Source organism: Amycolatopsis sp. NPDC104819 (assembly GCF_055583145.1).
In genome coordinates this window covers 444,890-471,108 of the sequence record NZ_JBVJON010000007.1, presented here as the reverse complement: position 1 = coordinate 471,108, position 26,219 = coordinate 444,890, and the positions used below count along the sequence as shown (strand labels likewise).

Annotated in this window: 26 protein-coding genes and 1 pseudogene; 13 read left to right on the top strand and 14 right to left on the bottom strand. The window is 73.2% G+C overall.

Annotation, left to right across the window (positions count from 1 at the left end; genetic code table 11):
- Positions 1-63 precede the first annotated feature (63 nt).
- Positions 64-888: a hypothetical protein gene (locus tag ACZ63E_RS24600; protein WP_465338587.1), complete on the top strand. Its 825-nt coding sequence runs from the start codon at positions 64-66 to the stop codon at positions 886-888.
- Positions 889-951: 63 nt separating this feature from the next.
- Here the strand turns inward: ACZ63E_RS24600 and ACZ63E_RS24595 are convergent, their stop codons facing one another.
- Positions 952-1,704: a trypsin-like serine peptidase gene (locus ACZ63E_RS24595; protein ID WP_465338446.1), complete on the bottom strand. Its 753-nt coding sequence runs from the start codon at positions 1,702-1,704 to the stop codon at positions 952-954.
- Between the two features lie 100 nt (positions 1,705-1,804).
- On the opposite strand from ACZ63E_RS24595, the gene ACZ63E_RS24590 reads away from it, so the two are divergent.
- Complete coding sequence (locus ACZ63E_RS24590; protein ID WP_465338445.1) at positions 1,805-2,224, top strand: alpha/beta fold hydrolase; 420 nt, start codon at positions 1,805-1,807, stop codon at positions 2,222-2,224.
- Positions 2,140-2,514, top strand: a complete 375-nt coding sequence (locus tag ACZ63E_RS24585; RefSeq protein ID WP_465338444.1) for an alpha/beta fold hydrolase — start codon at positions 2,140-2,142, stop codon at positions 2,512-2,514. The genes ACZ63E_RS24590 and ACZ63E_RS24585 overlap by 85 nt, the downstream gene beginning before the upstream one ends.
- On the opposite strand, the gene ACZ63E_RS24580 is transcribed toward ACZ63E_RS24585, so the two are convergent.
- Positions 2,501-5,251 carry an ATP-binding protein gene (locus ACZ63E_RS24580; protein WP_465338443.1) on the bottom strand — a complete coding sequence of 917 codons (2,751 nt, stop codon included), beginning with the start codon at positions 5,249-5,251 and terminating at the stop codon, positions 2,501-2,503. The two genes, ACZ63E_RS24585 and ACZ63E_RS24580, sit on opposite strands and share 14 nt — an antisense overlap.
- 96 nt (positions 5,252-5,347) lie before the next feature.
- On the opposite strand from ACZ63E_RS24580, the gene ACZ63E_RS24575 reads away from it, so the two are divergent.
- Together ACZ63E_RS24575 and ACZ63E_RS24570 are read left to right on the top strand one after the other, a co-directional pair.
- A complete protein-coding gene (locus ACZ63E_RS24575) occupies positions 5,348-5,947 on the top strand; it encodes a hypothetical protein (RefSeq protein ID WP_465338442.1) in 600 nt (199 codons plus the stop codon).
- Entirely contained in the window at positions 5,944-6,444 is a 501-nt protein-coding gene (locus tag ACZ63E_RS24570; protein WP_465338441.1) for a YceI family protein, read from the top strand. Before ACZ63E_RS24575 ends, ACZ63E_RS24570 begins: the two co-directional genes overlap by 4 nt.
- On the opposite strand, the gene ACZ63E_RS24565 is transcribed toward ACZ63E_RS24570, so the two are convergent.
- Entirely contained in the window at positions 6,437-7,081 is a 645-nt protein-coding gene (locus ACZ63E_RS24565; protein ID WP_465338440.1) for a rhomboid family intramembrane serine protease, read from the bottom strand. The two genes, ACZ63E_RS24570 and ACZ63E_RS24565, sit on opposite strands and share 8 nt — an antisense overlap.
- Before the next feature lie 190 nt (positions 7,082-7,271).
- On the opposite strand from ACZ63E_RS24565, the gene ACZ63E_RS24560 reads away from it, so the two are divergent.
- The 3 genes from ACZ63E_RS24560 to ACZ63E_RS24550 are packed head-to-tail and all read left to right on the top strand — an operon-like array spanning position 7,272 to position 10,146.
- The gene (locus ACZ63E_RS24560) at positions 7,272-8,399 is read left to right on the top strand and encodes a hypothetical protein (RefSeq protein WP_465338439.1); all 1,128 of its coding nucleotides are present in this window, start codon (positions 7,272-7,274) and stop codon (positions 8,397-8,399) included.
- Entirely contained in the window at positions 8,396-9,307 is a 912-nt protein-coding gene (locus ACZ63E_RS24555) for an ABC transporter ATP-binding protein (protein ID WP_465338438.1), read from the top strand. The genes ACZ63E_RS24560 and ACZ63E_RS24555 overlap by 4 nt, the downstream gene beginning before the upstream one ends.
- Positions 9,304-10,146, top strand: coding sequence for an ABC transporter permease (locus tag ACZ63E_RS24550; RefSeq protein WP_465311598.1), 843 nt, complete (start codon positions 9,304-9,306; stop codon positions 10,144-10,146). The genes ACZ63E_RS24555 and ACZ63E_RS24550 overlap by 4 nt, the downstream gene beginning before the upstream one ends.
- Here ACZ63E_RS24550 and ACZ63E_RS24545 read toward each other — a convergent pair.
- The 7 genes and pseudogenes from ACZ63E_RS24545 to ACZ63E_RS24515 form a co-directional block, all read right to left on the bottom strand.
- Positions 10,136-10,942 carry an esterase/lipase family protein gene (locus tag ACZ63E_RS24545; protein ID WP_465338437.1) on the bottom strand — a complete coding sequence of 269 codons (807 nt, stop codon included), beginning with the start codon at positions 10,940-10,942 and terminating at the stop codon, positions 10,136-10,138. The genes ACZ63E_RS24550 and ACZ63E_RS24545 overlap by 11 nt on opposite strands.
- A 40-nt stretch (positions 10,943-10,982) precedes the next feature.
- Positions 10,983-11,426, bottom strand: a complete 444-nt coding sequence (locus ACZ63E_RS24540) for a hypothetical protein (protein WP_465338436.1) — start codon at positions 11,424-11,426, stop codon at positions 10,983-10,985.
- The gene (locus ACZ63E_RS24535; RefSeq protein WP_465311594.1) at positions 11,423-11,983 is read right to left on the bottom strand and encodes an RNA polymerase sigma factor; all 561 of its coding nucleotides are present in this window, start codon (positions 11,981-11,983) and stop codon (positions 11,423-11,425) included. Before ACZ63E_RS24535 ends, ACZ63E_RS24540 begins: the two co-directional genes overlap by 4 nt.
- 195 nt (positions 11,984-12,178) lie before the next feature.
- Positions 12,179-13,090, bottom strand: a pseudogene (locus ACZ63E_RS24530) (leucine zipper domain-containing protein); the annotation flags it as partial.
- A 48-nt stretch (positions 13,091-13,138) separates the two neighbouring features.
- Complete coding sequence (locus ACZ63E_RS24525) at positions 13,139-13,756, bottom strand: hypothetical protein (RefSeq protein ID WP_465338435.1); 618 nt, start codon at positions 13,754-13,756, stop codon at positions 13,139-13,141.
- Positions 13,757-13,867: 111 nt separating this feature from the next.
- Positions 13,868-15,055 (bottom strand): glycoside hydrolase family 64 protein, encoded by a 1,188-nt coding sequence (locus ACZ63E_RS24520; protein ID WP_465338434.1) that lies wholly within the window; start codon positions 15,053-15,055, stop codon positions 13,868-13,870.
- Between the two features lie 37 nt (positions 15,056-15,092).
- Positions 15,093-15,893 (bottom strand): EamA family transporter, encoded by an 801-nt coding sequence (locus tag ACZ63E_RS24515; protein WP_465338433.1) that lies wholly within the window; start codon positions 15,891-15,893, stop codon positions 15,093-15,095.
- 74 nt (positions 15,894-15,967) lie between these two features.
- Here ACZ63E_RS24515 and ACZ63E_RS24510 point away from each other — a divergent pair, with 74 nt between their 5' ends.
- The gene (locus ACZ63E_RS24510) at positions 15,968-16,465 is read left to right on the top strand and encodes a MarR family winged helix-turn-helix transcriptional regulator (protein ID WP_465338432.1); all 498 of its coding nucleotides are present in this window, start codon (positions 15,968-15,970) and stop codon (positions 16,463-16,465) included.
- Here the strand turns inward: ACZ63E_RS24510 and ACZ63E_RS24505 are convergent.
- Positions 16,462-17,406: an MBL fold metallo-hydrolase gene (locus ACZ63E_RS24505; RefSeq protein ID WP_465338431.1), complete on the bottom strand. Its 945-nt coding sequence runs from the start codon at positions 17,404-17,406 to the stop codon at positions 16,462-16,464. The two genes, ACZ63E_RS24510 and ACZ63E_RS24505, sit on opposite strands and share 4 nt — an antisense overlap.
- A 72-nt stretch (positions 17,407-17,478) precedes the next feature.
- A complete protein-coding gene (locus ACZ63E_RS24500) occupies positions 17,479-17,652 on the bottom strand; it encodes an RICIN domain-containing protein (protein WP_465338430.1) in 174 nt (57 codons plus the stop codon).
- A 513-nt stretch (positions 17,653-18,165) separates the two neighbouring features.
- Here ACZ63E_RS24500 and ACZ63E_RS24495 point away from each other — a divergent pair.
- Genes ACZ63E_RS24495 through ACZ63E_RS24480 form a run of 4 tightly spaced genes read left to right on the top strand, consistent with a single transcriptional unit; the run spans position 18,166 to position 21,987 of the window.
- Complete coding sequence (locus tag ACZ63E_RS24495; protein ID WP_465338429.1) at positions 18,166-18,642, top strand: PTS sugar transporter subunit IIB; 477 nt, start codon at positions 18,166-18,168, stop codon at positions 18,640-18,642.
- A gap of 6 nt (positions 18,643-18,648) precedes the next feature.
- Positions 18,649-20,265 carry a PTS system mannose/fructose/sorbose family transporter subunit IID gene (locus ACZ63E_RS24490; RefSeq protein ID WP_465338428.1) on the top strand — a complete coding sequence of 539 codons (1,617 nt, stop codon included), beginning with the start codon at positions 18,649-18,651 and terminating at the stop codon, positions 20,263-20,265.
- Between the two features lie 10 nt (positions 20,266-20,275).
- Complete coding sequence (locus tag ACZ63E_RS24485) at positions 20,276-20,665, top strand: PTS sugar transporter subunit IIA (RefSeq protein WP_465338427.1); 390 nt, start codon at positions 20,276-20,278, stop codon at positions 20,663-20,665.
- Complete coding sequence (locus tag ACZ63E_RS24480) at positions 20,662-21,987, top strand: hypothetical protein (RefSeq protein ID WP_465311582.1); 1,326 nt, start codon at positions 20,662-20,664, stop codon at positions 21,985-21,987. The genes ACZ63E_RS24485 and ACZ63E_RS24480 overlap by 4 nt, the downstream gene beginning before the upstream one ends.
- Here the strand turns inward: ACZ63E_RS24480 and ACZ63E_RS24475 are convergent.
- A complete protein-coding gene (locus tag ACZ63E_RS24475; protein ID WP_465338426.1) occupies positions 21,959-22,726 on the bottom strand; it encodes a GntR family transcriptional regulator in 768 nt (255 codons plus the stop codon). The genes ACZ63E_RS24480 and ACZ63E_RS24475 overlap by 29 nt on opposite strands.
- Before the next feature lie 407 nt (positions 22,727-23,133).
- On the bottom strand, positions 23,134-26,214 hold the full coding sequence (locus tag ACZ63E_RS24470; protein WP_465338425.1) for an AfsR/SARP family transcriptional regulator: 3,081 nt from the start codon (positions 26,212-26,214) through the stop codon (positions 23,134-23,136).
- Positions 26,215-26,219 lie beyond the last annotated feature (5 nt).

Sequence of the window (26,219 nt, the reverse complement as noted above, 5' to 3'; positions counted from 1 at the left end):
GGACGGAACAGCGAGATCACGACTATGCAACGAAGCTGGCGACGGACCACGATCCTGTCCTCGGTGGCCGCGATGGCCACGGCTTTCCTCGCGGTGGCGCCCGCCGCGGAGGCGGCGCCGCCTCCCAGTTCGGTCGAGGTCAGCGCCACCACGGTGCTGCCCGGCCAGACCTTCACGGTCACCGAAACCCTTTACAACGAACTCGATTACGCGGTCGAAGGCGGGAAAGCGGCGATCTCCGCGAGACCGACCCCGCTCACCGACCTCGCCGACCTGGTGGAGTGCGTCGACACGACGGCGGACTGCTACACCTACGACGGCAGCTACCGCGCGCCGGTCGGCAACGTCGAGCCGGGCGGGACCAGGACGGCCACGTTCACCTTGCGGGTCAAGGAAACCGCGGCGCCGGGCCAGTTCACGCTGCGCCACCAGTTCGTCGGTGACAACTACGCCTTCACGAGCACCGACGGCCCGGTGATCACCATCGGCCAGTCGACCACGGCCGCCGACGTCAAGGTCGCCCTCGGCGCCGTCGGGCACGGCGGGCTGAACGCGCGGTTCGACTACACGCTCACCGTGACGAACAACGGCCCGTCCGCGGCCGGCGGGATCCGTGTCGTGGCAACGTATCCGTCGGGTCTGTCGTTCGGCAGCGCGACCGGCTGCACCCGCGTGGGCAGCACCCGGACGCTGAACTGCGACGTCGCTTCGCTGGCGAGCGGGGCTTCGGCCACGGCCAAGTTCTCCCTCAACGGCGGCCTGCTCGCCATGGGCTCGTACGTCACTACGGTGCAGCGGACGGCCAGCACGCCGGCGGATCCCACCAGCGCCAACGACAGCGCTTCGAAGAAGTGCTCGGCGTTCACCGGGCTCATCGTGTCCTGCTGAGGGTTCGCGAGAGGTGAACCGGGCCCGTGTCCTCCGCCAGGGACACGGGCCCGGTTCGCGTTTTCAGCCGTTGACGGACGCGTACAGCTTCGCGATGTCGTCGTCGAAGTAGGCGCTGTAGGAGACGTCCGGGGTGTCGCCGCCGAGTTCGTAACCGCCGATGACCCCGACGACCGCGCCGTCGGTCACCCACGGGCCGCCGCTGGTGCCGTCGGGGAACCCGGGGCAGGCGACGCGTTGCTGGAACGTGTCGGACTGCGTGGTGTCCCCTTGGCAGACCACCGGTTTGTCGGTGGTGTCGGGGTAGCCCGTCAGGGTGATGCGGTGCGTGAACCCGCGGCCGGTGCCGAGCACGTTCGCGCCGGTGAGGCTTTCCAGCGAAGCCGGGTTTCCGGGCTGTTGAACGGTGAGGAACGCAAAATCCAGGTCGGGATCGGCCGAAGCCGTCCATCCGGGAGCGACGGCGACGTCGGTGACCGTCCACATTCCATAAGGCGCGACGCCGTCGTGATATCCCGGCGCGAAAGCCATCCCGTCCTTGACGCAGTGGGCCGCGGTCAACACCAGATCACCGGTTCCTGAATGGACGACGCTCGCCGTGCAGAAATGGCTCCCGTCCGCGAACAACGCGCCGACCGGGGTGGCGGTTTTCGCAACCGCGGCCGGCGCGGGCGAAGTGGCCGGAGTGGCCGGAGCGGGCGTGCCCGCGGCGTAGGCGTCGTCGGCCGTGGTGTTCGTGCCCAGGACGAGGCCGGCCGTCACCACCAGCACGCCCGTCGCGGCCGCGAGCGCGGGCCGCCAGTACTTGATCGCCACCCCTCCAGAGCACCACAACGACGGCGTCCCGGCAGCGTGTGGAGCCGGATCCACAGAGACCTCACAGCGGCTGTGCGGGAGTTGCCGATCCGGTCCGCCGATGGTTCTTGTCCACGGCACCGGCGCCGACCACCACCGCTGGACGGCGGTCCGCGAGCAGCCGGCCCGGAGGTTTCGGCTGCACCTCGTCGACCGCCGCGGCCGGGGCCTCAGCCGCGACGAGGCCGGCGCCTACGACATCCGGCGCGAGGGGCAGGACATCGCCGCCGTCGCCGAGGCCGCCGGGGGAGACGTCTACCTGATCGCGCACTCCTACGGCGCCCTCTGCGCGCTGGAAGCCGTCCAGCTCACCGGCGCGGTCAGCCGGCTGCTGGCCTACGAGCCGCCGCGGCCGAAGCCGGGGAGTTCGTGGTCGGGCCGGACGCGCGTGAGCGCATGGCGGCGGCCACCGGTCCCGAAGAGATCTTCGAGATCTTCCTGCGGGAGACGCTGCAGCTCTCCGCAGCCGACGTCGAGGTGATGCGGGCGACCCCGGCCTGGCCGTCCCGGGTCGCCGCGGCGCCGACGATCCCGCGTGAGCTGGCCGTGGTCGAGGCGATGGTGTTCGACGACCGGCCGGCCGGGATCACGATCCCGGTCCGGCTGCTCGCCGGCACGGAAAGCCCAGAGTACCTGCGGCTCGCCGCCGAAGCGGTGGCCGAGCGCATCCCCGGCGCCGGCGTCGTGCCGCTGCACGGCCAGGCGCACCAGGCGATGGACTTCGACCCGGACCGGTTCGTGCGGGCCGTGCTGGACTTCAGTCCGGCGTGAGGCCGCGGCGGTGCGCCCAGGCCGCGACCTCGGTCCGGTTCGCCAGCCCCAGCTTGGCCAGCACACTGCGGACATGGCTTTCGACCGTCCGCTCGGAAAGCACCAGCCGGCGGGCGATCTGCCGGTTGCTCAGCGCGGCGGCCACCAGCACCGCGACCTCGCGCTCCCGCCCGGTCAGCGGGTCGGCCGCGTTCCGGGCGCCTTCGTGCAACGCCGTCGCGTCGCGCAGCCAGCCGGGCATGCCGAGCCGCCGGGCCTCGTCGGCCGCCTGCCGGGCCAGGGTTTCCGCGCGCGCCGGCTCACCCAGCGCCGTCAGCGACGCCGCCAGCCGGACGCGGTTGTGGACGACGTACGGGCGGGCGCCGAGGCGCGCGTCCAGCACGATCGCCTCCTCGAACAGCGTCACGGCTTCGTCGTGACGGCCGAGGAGCGCGGCGAGCCGGGCGGCCGAGCTGCTGGAGCAGTCGCCGCAGAAGGTGCCCGCGCCGCCCGAGCCGAACGGCGGTTCGCCGGCCAGCTGCTTCGCGAGCCATTCCGCCGTCTCGAGGTCCCGGAACTCCTCCAGCAGCGGCAGCAGGTTCGGTCCGATTCCCGGTGAGTGCCCGATGAAGTCGGGGTCGCGCAGCCGCGGCCGGAGGGTGTCGTACCCCGCCCGCGCCTCGTCGCGCCGGCCGGCGACCAGCGCGCAGAGCGGGCGCGAAACGATCGTGATCGGCAACGGCGGCGCGATCGCGAGCAGCTCTTCGTACCCCTCGGGCAGCTCGGCCGGGTCGCCGACGAGCAGCGCCAGCTGGAGCGCGAAGGCGAAGGACAGTCCCATCGTGGAGCGGTCTTCGGCCAGTTCCGCCGTCGCGAGCTCCCCCGCGAGCCGGTTCAGCTCGCGCGCGTCGGCGAACTCCCCGCGGTAGGCGCCGACCGACGCCCGCAGCCGCAGCTCGTGCCAGCGGACGAGCGGCAGCCGGGTTGACGCCGCGAGCGCCGAAATCGCGCGGAGCTCGTCGTCCACGACCGGGATCGTGCCGACCTCGAACGCCGCGTCGACCCGCCACTTGTGGCCCCACAACGCCACCAGCGGCCGCCCGGTGCCGCCGAGGGACACCGCGAGCGCGCCGAGCCGCAGCCGGTCGGCCAGCGGCAGCTCCATCGGGCGGATCTTCAGCCGGGCTCGGACGGCGTCGATCCGCGCCTCTTCGTCCCCGGACAGCTCGGCGAGGGCCAGTGCTTCGTCGGCGGTCTTGACCGCCTCGCTGGTCTTGCCGTGGTCGGCGGCGACCGCGGCGGCCTGGGCGAGCAGCTTCGCCCGCACCGCCGGGTCCGCGTCCGGGCCGGCCGCGGTCAGCGCGGCCGCCGTCAGCTCGGCCATCCCGGCCAGCAGGTCGGGCGCGGAGGTGTCCCGCACGACCAGCGCCGCCGCGACGACCAGCGCCGGGTCCGACGTCAGTTCGGCGGCCTCGCGCGCGTGCTCGAAGCTCCGCGCGAACCGGCCCGCGCGGTACTCCGCGGTCGCGAGCTCGACGAGCAGGGCGGCCGGGTCACCGCCGAGCCGGCGTCGGCAGTCGAGGGCGAGCGCGAGGAACCGGGCGGCTTCGGTGAAGGCCAGCGACCGGGTGGCGTCCCGCGCCGCGGCTTCGGCCCGGTCCGCCGCGCGGGTGAGCGTGTCCCGGGTCGGCGCCGACCGCAGCCAGTGCCCCGCCACCACCCCGGCGAGCGCGGGATCGGGGCGCTGCTCCAGCGCCGTCGCCGTCCGGGCGTGCAGGTCTTCGCGGACACCCTGGTCGAGATCGGCGTAGATGCCGTCGCGCACGACGGCGTGAGCGAACCGCCGTGACCCGGCGACGGCGGGCAGCAGCACCCCGGCGCGCACGGCGCGGTCGAGCGCGGTGACGACGTCGGCCACCGGCTGCCCGGCGACCTCGGCGACGACGTGCGCGTCGACCTCCTCGCCGACGACCGAGGCGATGGCGAGCAGCTCCCGCGCGTTCGTGTCGAGCCCGGAGACCGTGGTGCGGACGAGGTGCCGCAGCTCGGCTTCCCCGCCGCCGGTCGCCGACGACCGGGCGACAGCCTTGAGGTAGAGCGGGTTGCCGCCGGAGCGTCGCAGCGCGTCTTGGACGTCGACGCCGGTCCGGCCGACTTCGGCGAGGTACGCGCGGACGTCGGGTTCGGTGAGCGGGCCCAGGCGCAGGGTTTCCGTGCCCGGCCGGCCCAGCAGGTCCGGCAGCGCTTCGAAGAGCGCGCCGGCCGACTCGGTGTCCCGGTGGGTCGCGACGACGGCGAGCCGCGACCGGCGGATCTCGCCCGCGAGGTGCCGCAGCAGCCGCAGGGAAGCGTCGTCGGCCCAGTGGACGTCTTCGAGGACGACGACCAGGCCGGCCGGCTCGGCCGCGGCGACCAGGGCGTCGGCGGCCAGCGCGACGAACCGGAACCGGGCCGCGACCAGGTCGGCGCCGCGGTGCTCGTCCAGCTCGGCGAGGGCGCGGGAGACCTCGGCGCCGGCTTCCGGCAGTGCCCGCAGCACCCGCCGCCACGGCCACAGCGGCGGCGCGCCCGGGTCGTCGACGCAGCGGCCCCAGACGGCGGTGGCGCCGGTGACCGTCTCGACCAGGCGGGTCTTGCCGATCCCGGCCGGGCCGCCGACGAGCACCAGCGCACCGGCGCCCCCGGCCGCCGCCGCGAGCCACGCGCGCAGGTCGGCCGCGGCACCGGCCCGCCCGACGAACGGCTCGCTGCGCGTCACGTGAGCAGTATCCCCTGCGTGTCCGGGTTCAGTGCCGTTCTCCGTACTGGCACTGATGCTCGCGGCGCCGTTGCCGCCGAAGGTGGTCCTCACACGATGACCAGCGGAAAGGGGCACGTCATGCACGCCACCGTCCACCAGTTCCGGGTCCCGCTCGGGCCTCTGGGCACCGACCCGGGCGCGGACCTCGCCCAAGGCGCGCTCGGCGCCTGCACCCTCACCCAGGTCGGCGGGCTGTCCGGCGCCGTCGTGGCCTTCTGGCCCGACGCCGCGGCGGCCGCCGAAGCCGCGGCCCGGCGGCCCGCCGGGACCACCTGGCTCGACACCGGCGTCTACCGGGTCGCCGACGTCCACTCGGTGTCCGACGCGGCCGCGGTCGCCCAGATCACCTGGTTCGGCGGTCCGCGCAGCGCCGACCAGTCGGCCGCCGAGCTGCGTGCCGGCCGTGAGCGGATCTGGCCCGCCGTCCGCGACCTCGACGGGGTCGGGGCGACCTACGTCCTGATCGCCGAGGACCGCGCGCTGGTCGTCGTCGGCTTCGCGGCGTCGATCGAGGCGATCGAGGCGACGCAGCGGGCGATCTCGACCACCGAGCTGCTGCCGGGTGAGGACCCCGCGCTGCTGCCGGGCCCGGACCGCGTCGACCTGCACCGCGTGCTGCACGCGGCCCTGCCGGCCCCGGCGGGTGCGCGATGAGCCCGCACACCGCGGCCGCGCTCCGCGCCGGGACCTGGACCGTCCGAAGTGGACGGACGACGGCGGCGTTCGAGGTCCGCAACTTCGGCTTCAACCGCGTGGGCGGCGCCATCCCGGTCCGCACCGGGACCGTCGAGGTGACCGGCGGCCAGGTGACCGCGGTCCAGGCCGAGCTCGACCTCGGCGCGCTCGACACCGGCAACCCGCGTCGCGACGCCGACCTGCGGAAGCCGAACCTGCTCGACAGCGAGGCGCGCCCGGCGATGACGTTCGCGTCCAACGGTGTCCGGCGCACGGACACCGGCTGGGCGGTCGACGGCGAGCTGACGCTGCGTGGGACGTCGTGTCCGCTGACGCTGACCGTCGAACCGGCCGGCGACGGCTTCCGCGCCACGGGGACGCTGGACCGCGCGCCGCTCGGCATGCGCGTGCCGCGTCTGGTCATCGGCCGTTACGTCCGCGTGGTCGTCGACGCGGAGCTCGAACCGCCTAGGTGAGGTCCTTGGGCAGCAGGGTGGTCGCCGCGTCGGGGGCGGCGACCGCCTTCGGCCGCCGGTCGCGGAAGACCCAGCCGCCGACGATGCCGCCCACGAAGCCGAACATGTGGCCCTGCCAGCTGACCCGCTCGTCGCCCGGCAGCAGCGACGAGAACTGGTAGGCGAAGCACAACGCCATCACCAGCCCGATCACGATGTCGATCGGGTGCCGGTCGAACAGCCCGCGCACGATGATGTAGCCGAAGTAGCCGAACACCAGGCCGCTCGCCCCGACGGTGACCGAGGTCGACGGCGAGACGAACCAGACGCCCAGCCCGCTCGCGACGACGATCAGCAGGCTCACGCCCAGCCACTTCTTCACGCCGCGGTAGGCCGCGAGGAAGCCGAAGACGAACAGCGGGCCGGAGTTGGCTTCGAGGTGGTCCCAGCCGAGGTGCAGGAAGGGCGCGCTGAAGATCTCCGGCAGCGACGTGGGGTCGCGTGCCTCGATGCCGAACTGGCCGCTGAGGCCGTACCCGTCGAGGGCGTTGACGATCTGGACCGCCCACAGCACCGCCAGCAGGCCCACCATCACCCAGAGGGCTTTCTTGGCCTCGGCGATCATTTCCTCGGCTTGGTTACGGGGCTCTTCGGTCACCGCACGCCTCTCCCTCTTCGGCTGCGGTGAGGATAACCGGGGGTTGGCATGGTCCGTGGTGTTCCGGACCGAGCCGTGACCTGGCGATGCGCCCGGCCGGGCGACAGAAGCGTGAACGGGCGCCGTCACCCTTCGACCGTAGCGCCGGGGCCGGTGCCATGGCGTACAAAGGACGCAGAGGTGATGCCGGATGACGCCCTCGGTGGTGCGGCACGAAAAGCGGCGCCGGTGGGCGGTCGTCGCCGTGGTGGCCGCCGTGCTCGTTTCCGTGCCGTCCGTCGTTGCCGCGCTTTCCCCTGCCGGGGGCGCCGTCGACCCGGGGCGGCTGCGGGCTCTCGTGCTGACCTCCGGTGGGCTGCCCTACCAGGGTTACGCCGAAAGCGCCGGGTCGCTGGCCCTGCCGGAGCTGCCGAACCTCGCCCCGGTCACCGCGCTGTTCTCCGGCCGGACGCCGATGCGCGCGTGGTACGCCGGCCCGGACCGCTACCGCGTCGACATCCTCGGCACCGCCGGGGAGCACGACGTCTACCGGCTGCCCGACGGCGAGTACACCTGGGACTACGGCGACAACACCCTGACCAGGCTGATCGGCGACCCGACCGTCCGGCTCCCGCGGGCCGCCGACCTGCTGCCGCCCGCGCTCGCGCTGCGGATCTTCCAGGCGGCGAAGGACGACCCGGTGAGCACGCTGCCCGGGCGGAACGTCGCCGGCGTCGCCGCGTCCGGGCTGCGGCTCACCCCCGCCGACCCGGACACGACGATCGGGCAGGTGGACGTCTGGGCCGACCCGGTGACCGGGCTGCCGGTGCGGGTCGAGGTGACCGCCCGCGGGCAGCACGCGCCGATCCTGGTCAGCGAGTTCCAGCAGCTCGAGCAGACGACGCCGGTCGTCGAGGCCCCGCGGCCCGTGCTCGGCTCCGGGTTCACCGTGGCGAGCGCCCCGGACATCTCGGACACGCTCGGCGCGTTCAGCCAGGTTCCGCTGCCCGGGACGCTGCTCGGCCGGTCCGTCGCGTCGTCGGACTTCGGCGGGATCGTCGGCGCCGCGCTCTACGGCGCCGGGCTGGCGTCCTTCGTGGTGGTCGCCGTGCCGCGCAACGTGGCGATCGCGGCGGCCGACGCCGCCGGGAAGGCCGGTGGCACGCAGGTCAGGCTGCCCGGCGGGACCGTGGTGCAGCTGTCGATCACCCCGCTGTCGCTCGCGATCGTCCGCTCGACCGTTTCGCGCCGGTCGTACCTGCTGGCCGGGTCGGTGACGGCGGACGTGCTGCGGTCGGCCGCGGACGAGCTGTCCCGGCTGCGCCGGAGCGGCCGATGATCGTCACGCGCGGCTTGACCAAGCGCTACGGCGCGACCGTCGCCGTCGACGCGGTCGACCTGGAGGTCCGCGAAGGCGACCGCTACGGCTTCCTCGGCCCCAACGGCTCCGGCAAGACGACGCTGGTCCGGATGCTGCTCGGGCTCGTCTACGCCACCAGCGGCGAGATCGAGGTGCTCGGGAAACCGGTGCCGAAGCGGGTCGCCGAGGTGCTGCCGCAGGTCGGCGCGCTCGTCGAGGGCCCGGCCGCGTACCCGCACCTGTCCGGGCGGCGCAACCTGACGCTGCTCGACGCCGCCGGGCGCGGCGGCGCCCGGCGGACCCGGCGGCAGCGGATCGAAGGGGTGCTGGAGCAGGTCGGCCTCGGCGGGGTCGACCAGCGGCCGGTGAAGGCGTACTCGCTCGGCATGCGGCAGCGGCTCGGGCTCGCCGGCGCGCTGCTGCGGCGGCCGCGGCTGCTGATCCTGGACGAGCCGACCAACGGCCTCGACCCGCAGGGCATCAAGGAGATCCGGGAGCTGCTGGTCGAGCTGAACGCGGGCGGCACGACGGTGTTCCTCTCCAGCCACCTGCTGGCCGAGGTGGAGCAGCTGTGCACCCGCGTCGGCGTGGTCGACCGCGGCCGGCTCGTGCTGGAGGAGGACCTCGCGACGCTGCGGGCGGCGACCGGCCGGGTGCTGGTCGGCACGCCGGACCCGGCGGCGGCCGCGGCGGTCCTCGACGGCCAGCTCGAGTCCCGCGACGGCGACCGCCTGGTGATCCGGCACGGCGACCCGGCGGCGCTCAACGCGTTGCTCGTCGAAGCGGGGGTGCGCGTGACGTCGATCCACGCCGAACAGCGGACGCTCGAACAGGTCGTCCTCGACGTGACGGGTCCGGGCTCGGACCGGTTCGGAGCGGCCGGGTGATCGGGGTCGAACTGCGGAAGCTGGTGCTGCGGCCGCGGGTGTGGTTCAGCGTGCTGCTGCTGTGCCTGCTGCCCGCGATCGTCGGGGTCTTCCTGGCGACGGCCGACTTCGCGCCGCCGCCGGGGCAGGGCGGGGCGTTCCTCTCGGCGGTGGTGAACGACGGCGCGCTGTACCCGGCCGCGGCGCTCGCGCTGGTGCTGCCGCTGTTCCTGCCGATCGCGGTCGCGGTGGCGGCGGGCGACTCGATCGCCGGCGAGGCGTCCACCGGGACCCTGCGCTACCTGCTGGTGCGGCCGGTCGGCCGGACCCGGTTGCTGGGCGCGAAGATGGTGGCGCTGGCGGTGTACGTGACCGCGGCGATCGTGATCGTCGTGCTGACGTCGCTGGTGCTCGGCGTGATCCTGTTCGGCACCGGCGGGACCCCGGGGGTCGCCGGGCCGGGCGGCCAGCCGACCGGGGTGACGTCGCTGTCGGGGCAGTCGCTCAGCTCGTCCGCGCTCGGCCTGCGGTTGCTCGGCGCGGTGAGCTACATCGTGGTGTCGATGCTCGGGTTCGCCGCGATCACGGTGTTCCTGTCCACGGTGTCCGACTCGGCACTCGGTGCCGCGCTGGGCGGGCTGGCCGTGCTGATCACGAGCTCGGTGCTGGAGACGCTGGACGCGGCCGCGTCCGTGAAGCCCTACCTGCCGACGCACTACTGGCTGTCGTGGATCGACTTCTTCCGGGATCCCGTGCTGTGGCGCAACATCGACCACGGGCTGCTGCTGCAGGCCGGTTACATCGTGGTGTTCTTCGGCGCGGCGTGGGCGAACTTCGCGACGAAGGACGTCACGAGCTGACGCAGTCCGACGGAGCTTCGAGCGGGCTGGTGCCGAGGGCCTGCAGGACGAGCTCGGTGACGGCGGGATCGGTCGGCAGGTCGCCGTGCGCGGCCTGGTTCCCGGGGCAGATCTGCTGCAGCGAGACGTTGACGGCGCCGTCGAGCCGCGCCGACTCCGGCGGGGTGACCGTCTCGTCCTGCTCGGTCCAGACCGACAGCCACGGCAGCGTCGACGGGATCGGCTCGCGGTCGAGCTCCCGCAGCAGCGCGCTGCCCGGGGCCAGCTGGACGCAGGCGGTCGGGCACGCGCCGGGGACGAGCGCGCCGCCCGCGGCGGCCAGGCCGGTGCCGTGCAGCGGCGCGCCGAGCGTGACGACCCGCCGGGCCTGGTGGTCACCGCCGTCCCGGCTGACCCACAGCCGCGCCACGACCCCACCCGCGGAGTAGCCGACGACGTCGACAGACGGCGCTCCGCCCGCGTACGCCCGCTCGACGGCGTCGGCGAGGACGGCGGCCTGTTCGACCAGGTCACCGGTGCCGTCGCCGGCCAGGGTGAGCACCTCGGCGGTGCGGCCGGTGGACTGCCGGATCCGCTCGGCGAGGGCGTTGAGCGCGCCCTGGCCGCCGCCGTACCCGGGGACGAGCAGCACCGGGCCCGGCCGGCCCTGGTCCGGGGTGCCGCTGCGGGGCGCCGCGCTGCCGCTGGAGGTCGCGATGGCGGTCGCGGCCACCACGACCACGGCCGCGACGGCGACCCCGCCCATCAGGAGGCGCCGCCGTGGACTGATACCGCGCCACCAGGCCGTGATCCGCACAGCTCCATGATGACGGCGGCGGCGCTCGGCCGCCGTGTGCTCAGAGCCCGGCCCAGCCCGTGGTCACCGTGGTGCCGTCGGGCGCGGTGACCCGGACCCGCGTCGCGCCCCGGGGCAGGCCGGTCGCGGTGAACCAGCCGTCCTCGTCGATCGGCTGCTCGTGCCGTTCACCCGGCGCCTCGATCACCGCGGCGCCGACCGCGCCGGTCACCAGCCCGCGCAGGACCACCCGGCCGTCGGCGTACTCCACCTGCAGCTCCAGCGACACCCGCGGCGACTCGAACGACAGCAGCCGGACGTCGTCCCCGTCCGCCCGGACCGCGCCCGCCTCGGCCAGGTCGGAGTCGAACGCGAGGCCGGCGAGCTCGGCGTCGAGGTCACGGGTGACGAGCGCCGCGCGGGCCTGGCGCAGCACGAGGTCCGGCACCGGGTCGGCCTGGACGGCGGCCGCGCGCAGCCGGTCGAGCAGCTCGTCGTCGTTCACGCGCCGTCCTCCGTCCCGAGCCCGGCGTGACCGGCCCGCTCCCGCAGCCGGCCCAGGCAACGCTGCCGCGTCGGGCCGATGCTGCCGACGGGCATGTCGAGGGCGGCGGACACCTCCGCGTACGAAGGCGGGGGAGTGGCCATGAGCACCCGCAGCAGGCGACGGCACTGCTCGGACAGCGTCGCCAGCGCACGCCACAGCGTCGCGTCGCGCTCGTCGAGCAACAGCGCGGCGTCGACGCCCGGGCCCGGCGCGGGCTCGGACTGCCAGGTTTCGTCGTCGACCGGGCGTTCCCGGTCGGCCCGGCGGATCTGGCGGAGGCACTCGTGCCGGGCGGTGGTGGCCAGCCACCCGGCCAGCCGGTCGGGCTCCTTGATCCGGCCGAAGTTCTCGACCAGCTTCAGCCAGGTCGTCTGGACGACGTCGGCGGCATCGGCGTCGGAAAGCCGGTGGCCGCGGGCGATCGACCAGAGCAGGCTCGCGTACTGGTCGACGAGGGCGTCCCAAGCCGCCTGATCCCCGCCGGCGGCCTTTTCGAACAGCGTCGTGGTGTCCACTTCACCTCCGCTTGACCCGCTCAGCCTAACCAAGAGCGGCCCTTCGGACCTGTACGCCATCGGGGGACTCCTTCGCCGTATTTCCCCCCTTTTCACCGATCCGCGAGACGGCCGGGAAATACACCCGTTCGCCCTGAACCGGCGCGCGGTGGCCGCCGTGTGCCCGGTTGGGAGTGGAGAACTCAAAAACGGGGTGAGCCGATCATGCGGATGCGGATTACTGCGCTCGTCGTGCCGTTGCTGGTGTGGGAGGTGGCCGCCTGCGGCCAACCGGCGGTCATCGTGAAAACCGGCACGGCGGTGCCGGTGTACGCCGGGGAACCGGGGTGTGCGTGGCTGGGGGACACCCCGGTGGTGCCGGACAGAGTGAAGCTCTAGGTGCGTTCGATCTTGCCGTTGGCTTGTGGCCGGTAGGGCCGGGTGCGTTTCGCGGGTGGCGAACCAGGCCACCGCCCGGCGGAGTACCGAGGTGGCGGCGGTTTCGTCGGTGTGGATTTCGGCGTAGGCAACGCGGGAATGGTCGTCGATGACGGTGTGGACGAACGCGGTATCGGTACGGGGCTTGCGGTCGGCACCGCGGGGCAGGCCCGCGGTGGCGCGTTTGTTGCGCTCGCCTTGCTGCCGTCCGACGAAGCGGTGCCCGCCGCCGTCGGGAATGTTGCCGTACTTGGTGACATCGACGTGGATCAACGAGCCGGGATGGTCGTGTTCGTAGCGGCGCAGCGGCTCGCCGGTGACCCGGTCGATGCGGGTGAGCCGGTTGATCCGGCAGCGCACCAGGACCGCGTGCACGGTCGAAGCCGGGATGTTGAGCCGGCCGGCGATCCGGACCGGGCCCAGCCGTTGACGCCACCGCAGCCGCAAGATCGCCCGGACCAGGTGCTCGGGGGTGCGGACCGGGCTGCGATGCGGGCGTGAGCTGCGGTCAGCCATCCCGGCCGGGCCTTCGTCGCGGTAGCGGTCGGCCCATTTGCGGGCGGTTTTGGTGGCGACCATGAACATCTTCGGCGCTTGGGTGCAGGTCCAGCCCTGTTCGACGATCAGGTGAGCGAGTCGCAGTCGGGTGCGTGGGGTGAGGGTGGGACACGAAGGCCTCCGGCGGGTGATGAGGTTCCGGGTCACCTCAACTCGGGACAACGTCCCCGGACATCACATCTAAGCCGGCGTCGAGCGGGTGACGTAGTCGATCAGGTCCACGACGGCGGTGGCGTTTTCGGCGTAGGCGATGGCGCCGCCCAGGTCGACCTGGGCGTTTCCGTGCGCGACCTCGTTGCGCATCCGGCGCATGCGCTGGATGCTGTCGACCGCGTCGGCCGGCAGGTGGTCGGCCAGATCGGTCACCTTGCGCTGGGCGGTCGCCGGTTTGGCCGCGCGGTCGGCGCCGAACACCGTCCGGTACAGGCCGTCGAGCGCCGCTTCGATCCTGATCCAGGACTGCATGACCAGCCCGGTGGGCTGCGCCCCGGCGAGCAGCGATCCGGCAACGTGCGCCTTCGGCTCGGATTCTTCTTCGTCCGCCGGTTCTTCTTCGCGCTCGTCGGCGGGCGGGCTCGGCGTCTTGCCGTTGCGAGTGGCGTCGATCGCGGCTTCCGCGCTGCTTTCGGCGGCCTTGAGCTCGGCGCCGAAGTCGAACTTCTGGCCCGCGACCTCGGCCCGGGTGAGGCGGCTCAGCAGAGCGCGGATCGACGGCCGGAACACGAGCAGGAAAACGACGAGCGTGCCCGGCCACGCGAGCGAGGCGATGAAGTCGAGGACGACTTTTAACCACTCCACAGAAAAGCTCCGGGCTCGCAGGGGCGAAGGAGGGCAGGGTATCCCGCTCCGCCCAAGCAACCGGCCCCGGGACCGGCGTGCGGCCCCGGGGCCGGTTCGCTTCCCGGCTCCCTAGTTGAACGGATCCAACGTCAGGTAAGCCGTCCCCGGGTTCCCGTCGTTGACCAGCGATTCGTAGTGGCCCACGTCGTCGAAGGCGAACGCGTACGCCTTGCCGTCCGCCATCTGCGCGTGGATCTTGCGCGCGTACTGGTTCGTGACGCTGTCCAGGTAGAACCCCGCCGAACTGGTGTCGGGCTGGTTGGCGTTCGTCAGCAGCGTCGAGCGGTTGAAGCCCGCGCAGAGCGTGCGTGAGATCTGGCCGCGGACGTCGTTCGGGGCGTCGAGGTTCTTGTAACAGCCGAAAACGCTGTCGGAGTCGGGTTTCTGGAACGCCGTCACGAAGCCGCCGGAGGTGTTCGTGAAGTTCATGACGTTGCCCGAGACCCGCCCGAAGTACTTCACGCCCGGCTGGTCGGCCACCGGTGTCACCGTCAGCGTCGACGAGCTGTACTTCGTCCAGACGCGGTTTATGTAGTCCTGCAACACGTTCGACGGCAGTGCGCCGGCTTCGATGCCGTGGCTCGGGGCGAGTGCGCGCAGGACCGTTCCGTCGGACCGGGTGCGGATCAGGTTGGCCCAGCCGCCCGGCTGGCCGCGCAGCGCGTTCAGGAAACCGTTGTACCCGCCCGCTTTCAGGTGTCCGGTGGACTTCGTCGTGCCGCCCACCGGCTGCACGCCGACCGCGTACGGCGCCGAGAACATGTCGACCTGCGTGCTGTTGAGCCAGAGGCCGCCGTCGTTGAGCGTGTACTCCGACCAGTTGAAGAGGATGTTCACGTTCGGGTCGGACGGGTTCTGGACCGCCGGCTGCACCAGGCCGCCGGTGGCGAGCTTGAACACGAGCTTCTGCCCGTAGGAGAAGTAGATTCGGCCGGAGAACTTGGGGATCCGGATGGTGATCGACTGGCCGTTGGCCGGGCCGGGGATCGACGCGTCCGGAGCCGGGACCGGCGGCACCGAGCCGCCGGGCCACGCATGGAACGTGCCGTTCGCGTCGGCCCAGCCCTGCCGGCCCGTGGCCAGGTTGGTGCCGAGGTCGTAGAGGTAGACCTGGTCGCCGCGGCCGGAGTTGTTGGTGATCTTCAAGGGGATCGTGGCGGGGACCGCGTCGGCGACGGCGGTCGTGAGGCCGGCGGTGACGGCGACCGCCGCGGCCAGCACCCCCAGCCGCCGCCGGAAGGGAGTTCTCGTGCGCACGGGCGCCTCCTCGTCGAGGCCGATGATCGCAAGTTGTTCAGACCATTTCAGAGTCGGTGCCCCGGTGAGCGGTTGTCAAAGGCTGATACTTATCAGCCCCCGTCCGGCCCAACGCCCGGCGCTGCCCGAAGACGACGGCGGTGAGCACGACCGCGGCGCCCAGCAGCTGCCACGCCGTCAGCCGCTGGCCGAGCACGAGCCAGCCGAGCAGCGTCGCGACGACCGGGCTCAGCAGCCCGAGGAACGTCACCTGCGTCGCGGACAGCGCGCGGATCCCGCGGAACCACAACGTGTACGAGAGCGCGGCGCCGATCAGCGCGAGGTAGCCGTAGCCCGCGAGGTTCGCGCCGGTGAGGACGGCGGGCGGCGGCCCTTCGACGGCCAGCGCGACCGGCACGAGCACGAGCCCGCCCGCGACGAGCTGCCAGCCGGTGGTCGCCAGCAGTGGCGCGGGGGACGTCCAGCGCTTGCTGAGCACGACGCCGGCGAGGACGACGCGCCGCGTCAGGCGTTCGCCGAGCAGGCCGGTGGACAGGCCCGCGACGAGCAGCGGCTGCAGTGCGCCGAGCGTGGCGGCGACACCGCCGGGCAGCCGGTACGCGGCGACGAACAGCAGCGCGAGGAAGGCGCCGATGTTCAGCGTGCCGAGCACGAGCGAACGCCACCACCAGTCGCCCTTCGGCAGGCGGCGGGTGAGCGCGACGAGCAGCAGCCCGGCGGGCAGGGCGCGGACGACCGCGGCGAGCAGCGGGCGGTCGGGCGGCAGGAGCTCGGTCGTGACGAGGTACGTCGTGCCCCAGATCGCCGGGGCGAGGGCGGTGAGCAGTTTGGTGAGCACTAAGACAGATTACCTCAGCGCTAAGGTAAATGGCACTACTCACTTATCGCTAAGGTTTCGGCTACGCTGGGCCGATGGCCGACCACGTGGACCGCGTCCTGGAGCAGTGGCAGGCCGAGCGCCCCGACCTCGACGTCTCCCCGATGGCGGTGATCGGCCGGCTGTCCCGCCTGGCCGCGCTGGTCGACACCGAGCTGCGCCGGACGTTCGCCCGCCACGGCCTGGACCGCGCGACCTTCGACGTCCTCGCGACCCTGCGCCGCAGCGGCCCGCCGTACCGCCTGACCCCGACGGAGCTGATGCGTTCGGCGATGGTGACGTCGGGGGCGATCACCCAGCGCCTCGACAAGATGGAGGCCCGCGGCCTGGTCGAGCGCACCCCGAACGAAACGGACGGCCGCGGGGTCCGCGTGCGGCTGACGGAGGCGGGCGGCGAGCTGATCGACCGGGCCCTGCCGGACCACGTCGAGACCGAACACCGGATCCTGGCGACGCTCGGCGCCGAGGAGCGTGAGGAGTTGGCCGGAACGCTGCGGAAGCTGCTGGAAAGCGTGGGTGGCGCGGGTTCCTAGGAAATCCGCCGCACCGGTTCGCCGTCCAGCAGGTAGTCCAGGTCGATCCGGCCGCCCGCCGCGGCCAGGACCGCGTCGATCGCCAGGTCGACGTCCAGCTTGCGGTGGTGCTGGTCGGCGTACGCGCGCATCAGGTTGCCGATGTGACGCTCCGGGTTGCGCCACGTCGGCCAGCGCAGGGCCGCCTGCTGCGCCAGCTTCGTGAAGTCGGACTGGCGGCCCGTCACCTCCAGGAGCCACTCGAGGTAGACGCGCATGCCGTGCACCGCCGTGTGGCCCGGCGTCGCCACCGGGCCGTGGCCGGGGACCACCGTGCGGGGGCGGAACGTGTCCTGGAGCCAGTCGAGCGCTTCGAGCCAGCCCGGGACCGAGCCGTGCACCGCCATCGGCGTGCTGCCGACGAAGACCAAGTCGCCGGTGAACAGCGTGCCCGACCGCGGCTCGTGCACCACCAGGTCACCCGCCGTGTGCGCGACGCCGGGCACCGCCACGACGTCCGCCGCCGCGCCGCCGAGGTCGAGGCGCCGCCAGCCGGGCACCGGGCGGACCGCGTCCGGCTCCGGCGGCTCGAGCACGCCCCACCGCGTGTAGGTGAAGACGTTGCCGTACGTCTGCGGTCCGGCCTTCACGGCCTCGACGCTGCCCGGCGCGGCCAGCGCCGTCCCGCCTTCGCGCAGCGCGACGCCGAGCCCGTTGTGGCGCTCGCCGTGCGCGTGCGTGATGGCGACCGTGAGCTCCTGCTCACCCGCGTACTTGCGGACGTCGCGCAGCAGCTCCAGCGTCGCCTGCTCGGTCCCGCAGGTGTCGACGAGCACGACGCCGTCGCTGCCCTGGATCCAGCCGCTGTTCGCGACGAACCAGTCGGCCGGGCTCTTCACGTACGCCACCACGCCCGGCCGGGCGTGCCGGAGCGGGACGATGTTCGCTGTGACGGCCGACATGCCTTCCCTCCCTCATGCGACGATGCGTTAACGACGGTGACCCGGCCAGGTTGCGGGGAATTTCCGAATTGGTCAGGCGGGTGTCGCCCACCGCTGGTTCGCGGTGGCCGCGCAGGTCCGGATCTGCAGGCGGGTGCCGTCGGCCGAGACGTTCCCGGTCGCGTCGAGGCACTTGCCCGACTGCGGGTTCAGCAGCGTGCCGTCGGCCCGCGCCTGCCATGGCTGCGCGCCGGGGCAGACCTTCACCAGGCCGCCCGGCGGGTTCGGCAGGCGGCGGCCGACGGGACCAGCGCGGTGGCGAACACGAGGGCGGTGCCGAGCGCGGCGAGGCGCCAGGATCCGGTGGTCATGAGGGGAGTTCCGCCTTTCCCGGTGCGGCAGGGGGCGAGAAGTGCGGTCTAGACCACTGGGAATGATAGGAGGGGGTCCGCCGGCTGTCACTGACAAGAACGGACAGCCTGGAGTGAATCGCTCACGGAGGGCGTTCGCCGTATTTCGGTCGGCCGACCGGCCGATGATCTTTCCGGCCCGCTGAGCGGTACAGGTCTTGACAGTCGATCACGACGGTCCATACTGGTATATACCTTTATGGGAGGGTCCGGGGTACCAGAGGGGGCTTCGCGCTCGCGGGCCGACGGAAGGTCTGAGGGGTCCTTCCGTCGGCCGCGCGAAGCCGTCGGCGAGAGACCGGTCACAGCCAGTGTTGACACGGCTACTGGGGCTGACCAAGGATGTTTCCTGCCGTCCGGGAGGAGAAACATGGCGGGGGCACACGTCCGGATCGACAACCGGCTGATCCACGGGCAGGTCACCGTCGCGTGGACCCGGCGGCTGGGCATCCGGCGGCTGGTCGTCTGCAACGACGACGTCGCCGCCGACGACCTGCAGCGGATGCTGCTCCCGCAGGCCGCCCGCGGGCTGCCCACCGACGTCTTCACCGTCGCCGACACGCTCACCGCGCCCGCCGAGACCGGCGTCATGATCATCGTGAAGGACCCCGGAGACGCCTTCCGCCTCGTCGAGGGCGGGCTGCGGCCCGACGTCGTCAACGTCGGCAACGTCGCGCCGCGGCCGGGCCCGGCCTACGCCATGGTCACCCGCTCGATCGCCGTCACCGCCGACGAAGCCGACGCCTACCGCAAGCTGGCCGCGACCGGCGTCCCGCTGGTCACGCAGCTGATGCCGCAGGACAAGCCGGCCGAGTTCGTCCCGCTGCTCGACCGGAAAGGGCTCTAGCCCCGCATGCTCGTCGCGCTGGCCCTGACCATCTGGGCGATCTACTGCACCTACGACGGGCTCGGCCCGTTCCTCATCTACGCCCAGCGCCCGCTCATCGCCGGCTCGGTGGCCGGGCTGATCACCGGGCACCCGCTGCTCGGCCTGCTGATCGGCGCGACGCTGGAGCTGGCCGCGCTCGGCGTCTACACCTACGGCGGCGCGACGATCCCGGACTACCAGACCGGCGCGATCGTCGGCACCGCGCTGGCCGCGGGCGCCGCCGGGGACGTGTCCGCGCAGGTCGCGGTGGGCATCGGCGTCGGGCTGCCGGCCGCGATCCTGCTCTCCGCGCTCGACCCCGTCGGCAAGATCATCACCACCGCGCTGGTGCACCGGGCCGACTCCTACGCCGCCGACGGCAACGCGCGCGGCCTGGCGATGATCCACTGGGTCAGCCTCGTGCCGTGGGCCGCGGTGCGCGCGATCCCGACGTTCCTGGCCGCGCTCGCCGCGTCCGGCGGGCTGGTCAAGGACATCACCGCGAGCATTCCCGCCGGGTTCGTGCAGGGCATGACGCTCGCCGGGTCGCTGCTGCCGGCCGTCGGCTTCGCGCTGCTGCTCGGCATGATGGAGCTCTCGCGTTACTGGTACCTGCTGCTCATCGGGTTCGTCGGGTTCGCCTACCTGCACCTGCCGGTGCTGGGGATCGCACTGATCGGCGTCGCCGTCGCGATGCTGTTCGTGACGCTCAAGCGCGACGAGCCGGCCATCGCCGTCCCTTCGGACGCCGCCGAAGAGTCCACAGTGGATCCACGGTTGACCAGGCAGGACTTGAAACGCGTGTACCGCCGCTACTTCTGGGCGAGCCAGATCTCCTGGAACTACGAACGGATGCAGGCGCTCGGGTTCGCGTACGCGATGGAACCGGCGCTGCGCCGGCTCTACCCGGAGAAGGCCGACTACGTCGCCGGTCTGCAGCGGCACATGCAGTTCTTCAACACCTCCGTGCTGGTCGGCGGCCCGCTGATCCTCGGCTCGGCCGTCGCGCTGGAAGAGGCGGGCACGCCGAAGTCGGCCGCCAGCACGAAGGTCGCGCTGATGGGGCCGATGGCCGGCATCGGCGACACCGTCGTCTTCGCGCTGTACAACAGCATCGTCTTCACCATGGGCGCGTCGTGGGCACTGCAGGGCAACTGGCTCGGCCCGGCGTTCGCCGCCGTGATGGTGCTCGTGCCCTACGCGCTGGTGCGGCGCTGGCAGTTCGGGTTCGCCTACCGCGAGGGGAAACGGCTGGCCGGGCACCTCGCCGCGGGCGCGCTCGCGCGGGTCGCGCAGGGGGCGACCGTGCTCGGGTTCGTCGTGCTCGGCGGGTTCGTCCCGTCGATCGTCAAGGTCGTCACCACGCTGACCTACCGGCAGACCACCACGGTCCAGGGGCAGCCGGTGACCCAGGCCGTGGCGATCCAGGACCGGCTCGACGAGCTGGTCCCGTTCCTGCTGCCGGTGCTGGTCACCGCCGGGGTGTACCTGCTCACCGCGAAGGCCCGGCTGCGGCCGGTCTGGGTCATCGCCATCGTTGTCGTCGCCGGGGTGGTTCTGGGGTGGCTCGGCTGGTTCGCGCCGGCCCCGGCGAAGAGTTAGGGAGACCGTCATGACCGTCCCGATCATCCTCGCCGGGCACGGAAGCCTGCCTTCCGGAGTCGGCGAGGCCGCCGAAATGATTCTCGGCCCGCAGTCGCGGCTGAAGGTCTGCGAGCTGCGCCCGCACGACAGCCCGGAGGAGTTCGGCGTCCGCGTGCACGAGCTGGCCGGCGACGCGCCCGCGGTGCTCGTGCTCGCCGACCTGCACGGCGGCTCGCCGTTCAACGCCGTGCGCGCGCTCGCCGCCACGCGGCCCGGCTTCGAGCTCGTGTCCGGGCTCAACCTGCCGATGCTGCTGGAAGTCCTGCTGCACACCACCGGCGACGTCACCGAGCTCGCCGGGGTCGCTCGCGCCGCCGGCCGCGACGGCGTGGTCGACGTCCTGGAATCGACCTGGTGACCGGCGCGCTGCTGCTGTCCGCGCAGGACGTCCGGATCACCCCGGGACCCGGGCACCCGCTCGGCGGTTACCTGGCCAGGGACGGCGTCGCGACGGGCACGCACGACGAGCTCGAGGCGTCGCTGATCTGGCTCTCGACCGAGGACGACCCGGGTGTGCTGTGGCTGGCCCTGGACGCGCTCGCGGCCGACGCCGGGCTCACCCGCACGCTGGCCGACGCCGTCGCGGCCGCGGTGGGCATCGACCCGGCGCGGGTGCTCGTCTGCGCGTCGCACACCCACTCCGGGCCCGAAGGCTGGACCGGCCCGCTGCACCCGGGGCTGCCCGGACGGCGGGACGCCGGGCTGGTCGGCCGGATGGCGGAGCAGGTCACCGGCGCCGCGCTGCGGCTGCGCGCCGGGCGCGGCCGGGTGCGGGCGTGCTGGCATGCGGGGGAGACCGAGGCCGTCGGCGGCAACCGCTACCGGCCGGACGGGCCGCACGACACGTCGTTCGGCGTGCTCGAACTGCGCCGCGAGGACGACACGCCGGCCGCGCTGCTCTTCGACTACGCGAGCCACCCGACGGTGCTCGGCCCCGACAACCTCAGCTGGTCCGCGGACTGGCCGGGCGCGACCCGCCGCGAGCTGGCCGCGCTGATCGGGCGGCCGGTCGCGGCGTTCCTGCAGGGCGCGGCGGGCGACGCGAGCTCACGCTTCGTGCGGCGCGGCCGTGGCCACGACGAGGTTCGCACGCTCGGCGGCCACCTCGCGACGTCTATTTCCCGGACGCTCGCCGCGGCGGTCCCGGCGCCCGCGGCCACCGGCCCGGTCCGGCTGTCGCGGTCGTCGCTGTTCCTGCCCTACCGTGACGTGCCGTCCATCGAGGACAGCCTGGAGCTGCGGGAGGCGGCCGAACGGGAGTGGCAGCGCGAGCTGGCCGGCCACGGCGAGGACCACCCGGCCGTGCGGATCGCGCAGACGCGGTACGAGGGCTGCGCGATGCTCGCCGCGATGGCGGCGAGCGACCGGCCCACCGGCTGCGCGGAGGTCCCGGTCAGCGTGGTGTCGCTGGGGGAGATCGCCTGGTTGCACACGCCGTTCGAGCTGTTCGCGTCGCTGGGGCTGCGCATCCGGCGGGGCAGCCCGTTCCACCACACCCGCGTGATCGGCTACACCGACGGGTATCTGGGGTACCTGCCCGACGCCGAGGGACACCGCGACGGGATCTACGAGTCGTACGTGACGCTGTTCGGCCCGGACGCCGCCGAGGTGCTGGTGGAGCACTGCCTGAAGCTGCTCCGGGCGCACCACCTCAGCTGGTGCTCCGCCGAGCCTGCGTGAAGACGGTGTAGCGGTCGGCCCGGTACAGCGACCGGCCCGCCTCGATGACACCGCCGCTCTGGTCGTGCAGCGTGCCTTCGATGATGAGGCACGGCTGGCTGGCTTCGATGCCGAGCAGGGCGGCGTCGTGGGTGTTGGGGAGGACCGCGGAGATCGCCGTGTCGTTCCATTCGGCGTGCACGCCCCAGCGCTCCTCGAGGGTGCGGTGCAGCGACTGCGTCTCCCAGTCGAAGAGCTCGATGTCCGGGAACCGGTCGACGGACAGGTTGGTGCGCTCGACCGCGAACGGCTCGTCTTCGACGTAGCGAAGCCGTTCCAGCCGGAAGACCTTCGCGCCCGGCGGCACGTTCAGCCGCCCGGCGATCCGGGTGCCGGCGCGTTCGACCTCGGCGTGCAGGACCTTGGTCTTCGGGACGACACCGCGGGCCTTCATGTCCTCGGTGAAGGAGGTCAGCATGTCGATGTGCGCGGCCTGCCGCTGCGCGGTGAAGGTGGCGGTGCCGTGCTGGCGGTAGAGGACACCGTCGGCGACCAGGCGGTTGATCTCCTGCCGCACGGTGCCCCGGGCGACCTGGAAGTGCTCGGCGAGGAACCGTTCGGACGGCATCAGCCGCCCGGGCCCGGCCTCGGTGGCGACGCTTTCGAGGATTTCGCGGAGCTGGTCACCCTTCGGCCGCCCCGGCTGCAGCGCGTCCGGGAGCCGGAGATCGCTCGCGGGGACGTGTTTGGGACGGGGCATGTGGTCATTATCCCGTGCGGGCCCGACGCGGGCGCGGCGGGCGGGCGCGCTGGGCCGCCTGCCCGGAGGTAGTGAATGACTCATTCATGCCGTCGGACGCGATGAATGAGTCACTCATGGCGGTTCGCCGACTGCGGCCCGGCTTGAGGTGCGGGCGGAATCGGGTGCACAGGTGCTGCGACGCTCTGGTGGGGTTCGCGGAGGCCGGTGAGCCGGTCGCGCGGTCGCTCGGGTGGGTCCGCGGATGCCGCGAATGACCCATTGGGGACGCGAGATGTCTGCAATGGGTCATTCGCGACGCTCGGGGTCTGGTGGACGGGAGCCGGTGAGCCGGTCGCGGTCGCTCGGGTGGGGTTCGCGGAAGCCGCTCAGTCGCTGGTCCGGCGGCCCAGCTCGGGCAGGAAAGCTCAGCCTGTCGCCTGGCCACCCAACTCACGCAAGAATCCATCCGCCAGCGCCTCGCCCGTCACATGCCCGACCGCCCGATACAACGCCCGAGCCTCCCGAGCCGTCCCGTCCGCCAGCATCGAACGTCCGGCCGCCGCCTCCACCGCGGCCAGCCCGAGCAGCGCGTCCGCCTCCACCACGCGGAACCCGCCCGCACGAGCCGCGTCCAACGCCGCTCGTGCGTGCTCGCCCGCCTCACTCACCCGGCCGCCCGCCGCCAATACCCGCGCCAAAGTCGCCGACGCCTCGGCCTGCTGGCCCCGCAGACCCGACTCCGCCGTCAGCTCGCTGGCCTCGCGCAGGACGCGCTCCGCCGTCGTCAGGTCGCCGCCCTCGGTTGCTCGGCCGAGGGCGATCAATGCCGCCGTCTCCACCTGGCGGTCTCCGTCGCGGCGGACGCACTCCAGGGCGGCCGTCGCCGTCCGGGCCGCCGTTGGAGCGTCGCCGCGGGAAAGCTGCAGTGCGCTGATCGCCGTGAGCGCCGTTGCCTCGCCGAAGCTCGAGCCGACCTCGCGGAACGCTCGGAGCGCCTCGTCCAGGACCTCGTCCGCCTCTGCCGGGCGGCCCGTCGCCAGCAGCACCCAGCCGAGGTCGGCGAGGTTCGCCGCCGCCCAGAACGCCAGGTCCTCCTTGCGGGCCAGTGCGACCGCCTCGACCAGGCAGTCTTCGGCCTGCTCCAGCCGGCCCAGCTGCCGGTAGTGGCAGCTCAACGAATTCAGCGCCAGCGCCTCGCCCGACCGCTTGCCCAGCTCGCGGAACAGCTGGATCGCCCGACGGCTGTGCTCGACCGCCTCCGACAGCCGGCCGGTCCACTCCAGCATCGAGCCCAGGTTCGCGACCGCCGTCGCCTCGCACTCGCGCCAGCCGCACGCCCGGCTGGCCAGCACCGCCTTCTGCGAGTGCCGGATGCCCGCTTCGTGATGCCCTTCGCGGAAGTACGCGCCGCCGATGGACAGGTGGACGAGCGCCTCGGCCGGCTGGGCGCCGTGGTCCTGCGCCGCCCGCAGGACGATCGGCGCCAGCTCCAGCCATTCCGCGCGGCGGCCGTGGTCGTGGAAGAACCGCCGCAACGCGTCCGCGAGGTACCACGCGCCGGGGTACGGCCCGCGGGTCGCGGCCTGCCGCAGGGCCGCCGACAGGTTCGGGACCTCGACGTCCAGCCACGCCACGGCTTCGGCGGCGCCGGCGAAGGCGATCGGGCTCGGCGCGGCCGGCGCGTCTTCGCGGGGCAGCGACACGATCCGCGCGCCGAGCAGTGCGACGGCGGCGTCCGCGGCCGCGCAGTAACCGGTGAACAGCCGCTCCCACGCTTGCTCGCGCGAAGGCTCGTCTTCGTCGGCGCGGAGGCACTGCTCGGCGTACCGTCGGGCCAGGTCGTGGAAGCGGAACCGGCGGGGCGCGTGCGCCTCGAGCAGGTTCGCCGCGGCCAGCCCGCGCAGCCGGCGGCTCGCTTCCCCGGCCGGCACGTCCAGCAGGGCCGCCGCCGCGACCGCCGTGAAGTCGGCGCCCGGCACCAGCGCCAAGAGCCGGAACGCCTGCCGCAGCCCAGCCGGAAGTGCCTGGTAGGACAGGGAAAACGCCTTCGCGACGGCGCTTTCCTCGGCGCCGTCGAAGCCGAGCCGGGCCAGCGGGTCGCCGCGCAGCTCCTCGACCACCTCGCCGATGCTGGCGCCGCCGGTGTTCGCCGCGGCGATCCGCAGCGCGAGCGGGTGGTGGCCGCAGAGCCGGGCCAGCTCGGCCGCGGCTTCCGGCTCGGCGACGGCCCGCTCGCCGAGCAACGCGCTCAGCAACGCCCGCGAGTCGGCTTCCCGCAGCTGGGCCAGGCCCAGCGACCGCGCGCCGGTGCGGGCGACGAGCTCGTCGAGCCGGTGGCGGCTGGTCACCAGCACCCGCCCCGACGACGGCAGCAGCGGCAGCACCTGCGCGGCGTCCCGCGCGTTGTCCAGCACCACCAGCGCCTGCCGGTCCGCCAGCAGCGACCGGTAGAGCTTGCTCTGGTCGTCGAGGCCCGGCGGCACGTCCCGCAGGTCGACGCCGAGGGTGCGCAGCAGCTGCGCGAGCGCCGCGGCGGGCGTGAGCGGCTCGTCTTCGGCGTCGAAGCCGCGCAGGTTCACGTACAGCTGGCCGTCCGGGTAGCGGGCCCGCGCGGTGTGCGCCCAGTGCACGGCCAGCGCGGTCTTGCCGACACCCGCGGTCCCGGTGATCACCCAGACGTCGCCGGGCTCGTCGAGCGCGGCCAGCTCCGGCGCCCGGCCGGCGAACCCGCGGACGTCCAGCGGCAGCTCGGCCGGCCGCGGCGCGACCGGGACCACGGCCGGCGTCGGCTCGCCCTCACCCCGCAGGAGCCGCAGCTGCAGGTCCTTCAGCGCCTGGCCGGGCTCGATGCCCAGCTCGTCGACCAGCAGTTCGTGTGCCCGCGCGTACGTCTCGAGAGCTTCCGGGGTGCGGCCGCAGCGGTGCAGCGCGAGCATCAACGCGGCCCGCAGCCGTTCGCGGAACGGGTGTTCCTCGACGAGCTGCCGCAGCTCCCCGACGACCTCGCTGTGCCGTCCGGACACGAGCTCCTGTTCGTACAGCTCTTCCAGCACGACGAGCCGGCGTTCGGCCAGCGCCGGGCCCTGCTGGTCGGCCAGCGCCTCGCTCACCCCGCCGAGCGGCGTGCCGTCCCACAGCGCGAGCGCGGCCCGCAGGTGCGTGACGGCTTCCGGGCCGGACGTCGCCCGGGCCCGGGCGACCTCGTCGTCGAACACGTCGAGGTCCCGCTCACCGGGCGCGACCTCGATCACATAACCCGGCGCGCGCCGGAGGATGACGTCGCGGCCGAGCAGCTTCCGCAGTTCCGAGATGTGCACCTGGAGCCGGCCGCGCACGCTCGGCGGCGCGTTTTCGCCCCAGGTGAGGTCGATCAGGCGGTCTTCGGCGACCACGCGGTTCGGGTTCAGCAGCAGCGCGGCCAGCACGGATGTCTGTTTCTGGCCGCCCGGCCGGACCTCGCCCGCGTCGTCGAGGACCGTGACCGGCCCGAGCAGGCGGTAGCGCACGTGTT

Coding starts and splice junctions, on each gene's coding strand:
- ACZ63E_RS24590 (WP_465338445.1), top strand. CDS start 1,805: ATGGTTCTTGTCCACGGCACCGGCGCCGACCACCACCGCTGGACGGCG.
- ACZ63E_RS24585 (WP_465338444.1), top strand. CDS start 2,140: ATGGCGGCGGCCACCGGTCCCGAAGAGATCTTCGAGATCTTCCTGCGG.
- ACZ63E_RS24575 (WP_465338442.1), top strand. CDS start 5,348: ATGACCAGCGGAAAGGGGCACGTCATGCACGCCACCGTCCACCAGTTC.
- ACZ63E_RS24570 (WP_465338441.1), top strand. CDS start 5,944: ATGAGCCCGCACACCGCGGCCGCGCTCCGCGCCGGGACCTGGACCGTC.
- ACZ63E_RS24560 (WP_465338439.1), top strand. CDS start 7,272: ATGACGCCCTCGGTGGTGCGGCACGAAAAGCGGCGCCGGTGGGCGGTC.
- ACZ63E_RS24555 (WP_465338438.1), top strand. CDS start 8,396: ATGATCGTCACGCGCGGCTTGACCAAGCGCTACGGCGCGACCGTCGCC.
- ACZ63E_RS24510 (WP_465338432.1), top strand. CDS start 15,968: ATGGCCGACCACGTGGACCGCGTCCTGGAGCAGTGGCAGGCCGAGCGC.
- ACZ63E_RS24505 (WP_465338431.1), bottom strand. CDS start 17,406: ATGTCGGCCGTCACAGCGAACATCGTCCCGCTCCGGCACGCCCGGCCG.
- ACZ63E_RS24495 (WP_465338429.1), top strand. CDS start 18,166: ATGGCGGGGGCACACGTCCGGATCGACAACCGGCTGATCCACGGGCAG.
- ACZ63E_RS24490 (WP_465338428.1), top strand. CDS start 18,649: ATGCTCGTCGCGCTGGCCCTGACCATCTGGGCGATCTACTGCACCTAC.
- ACZ63E_RS24485 (WP_465338427.1), top strand. CDS start 20,276: ATGACCGTCCCGATCATCCTCGCCGGGCACGGAAGCCTGCCTTCCGGA.
- ACZ63E_RS24475 (WP_465338426.1), bottom strand. CDS start 22,726: ATGCCCCGTCCCAAACACGTCCCCGCGAGCGATCTCCGGCTCCCGGAC.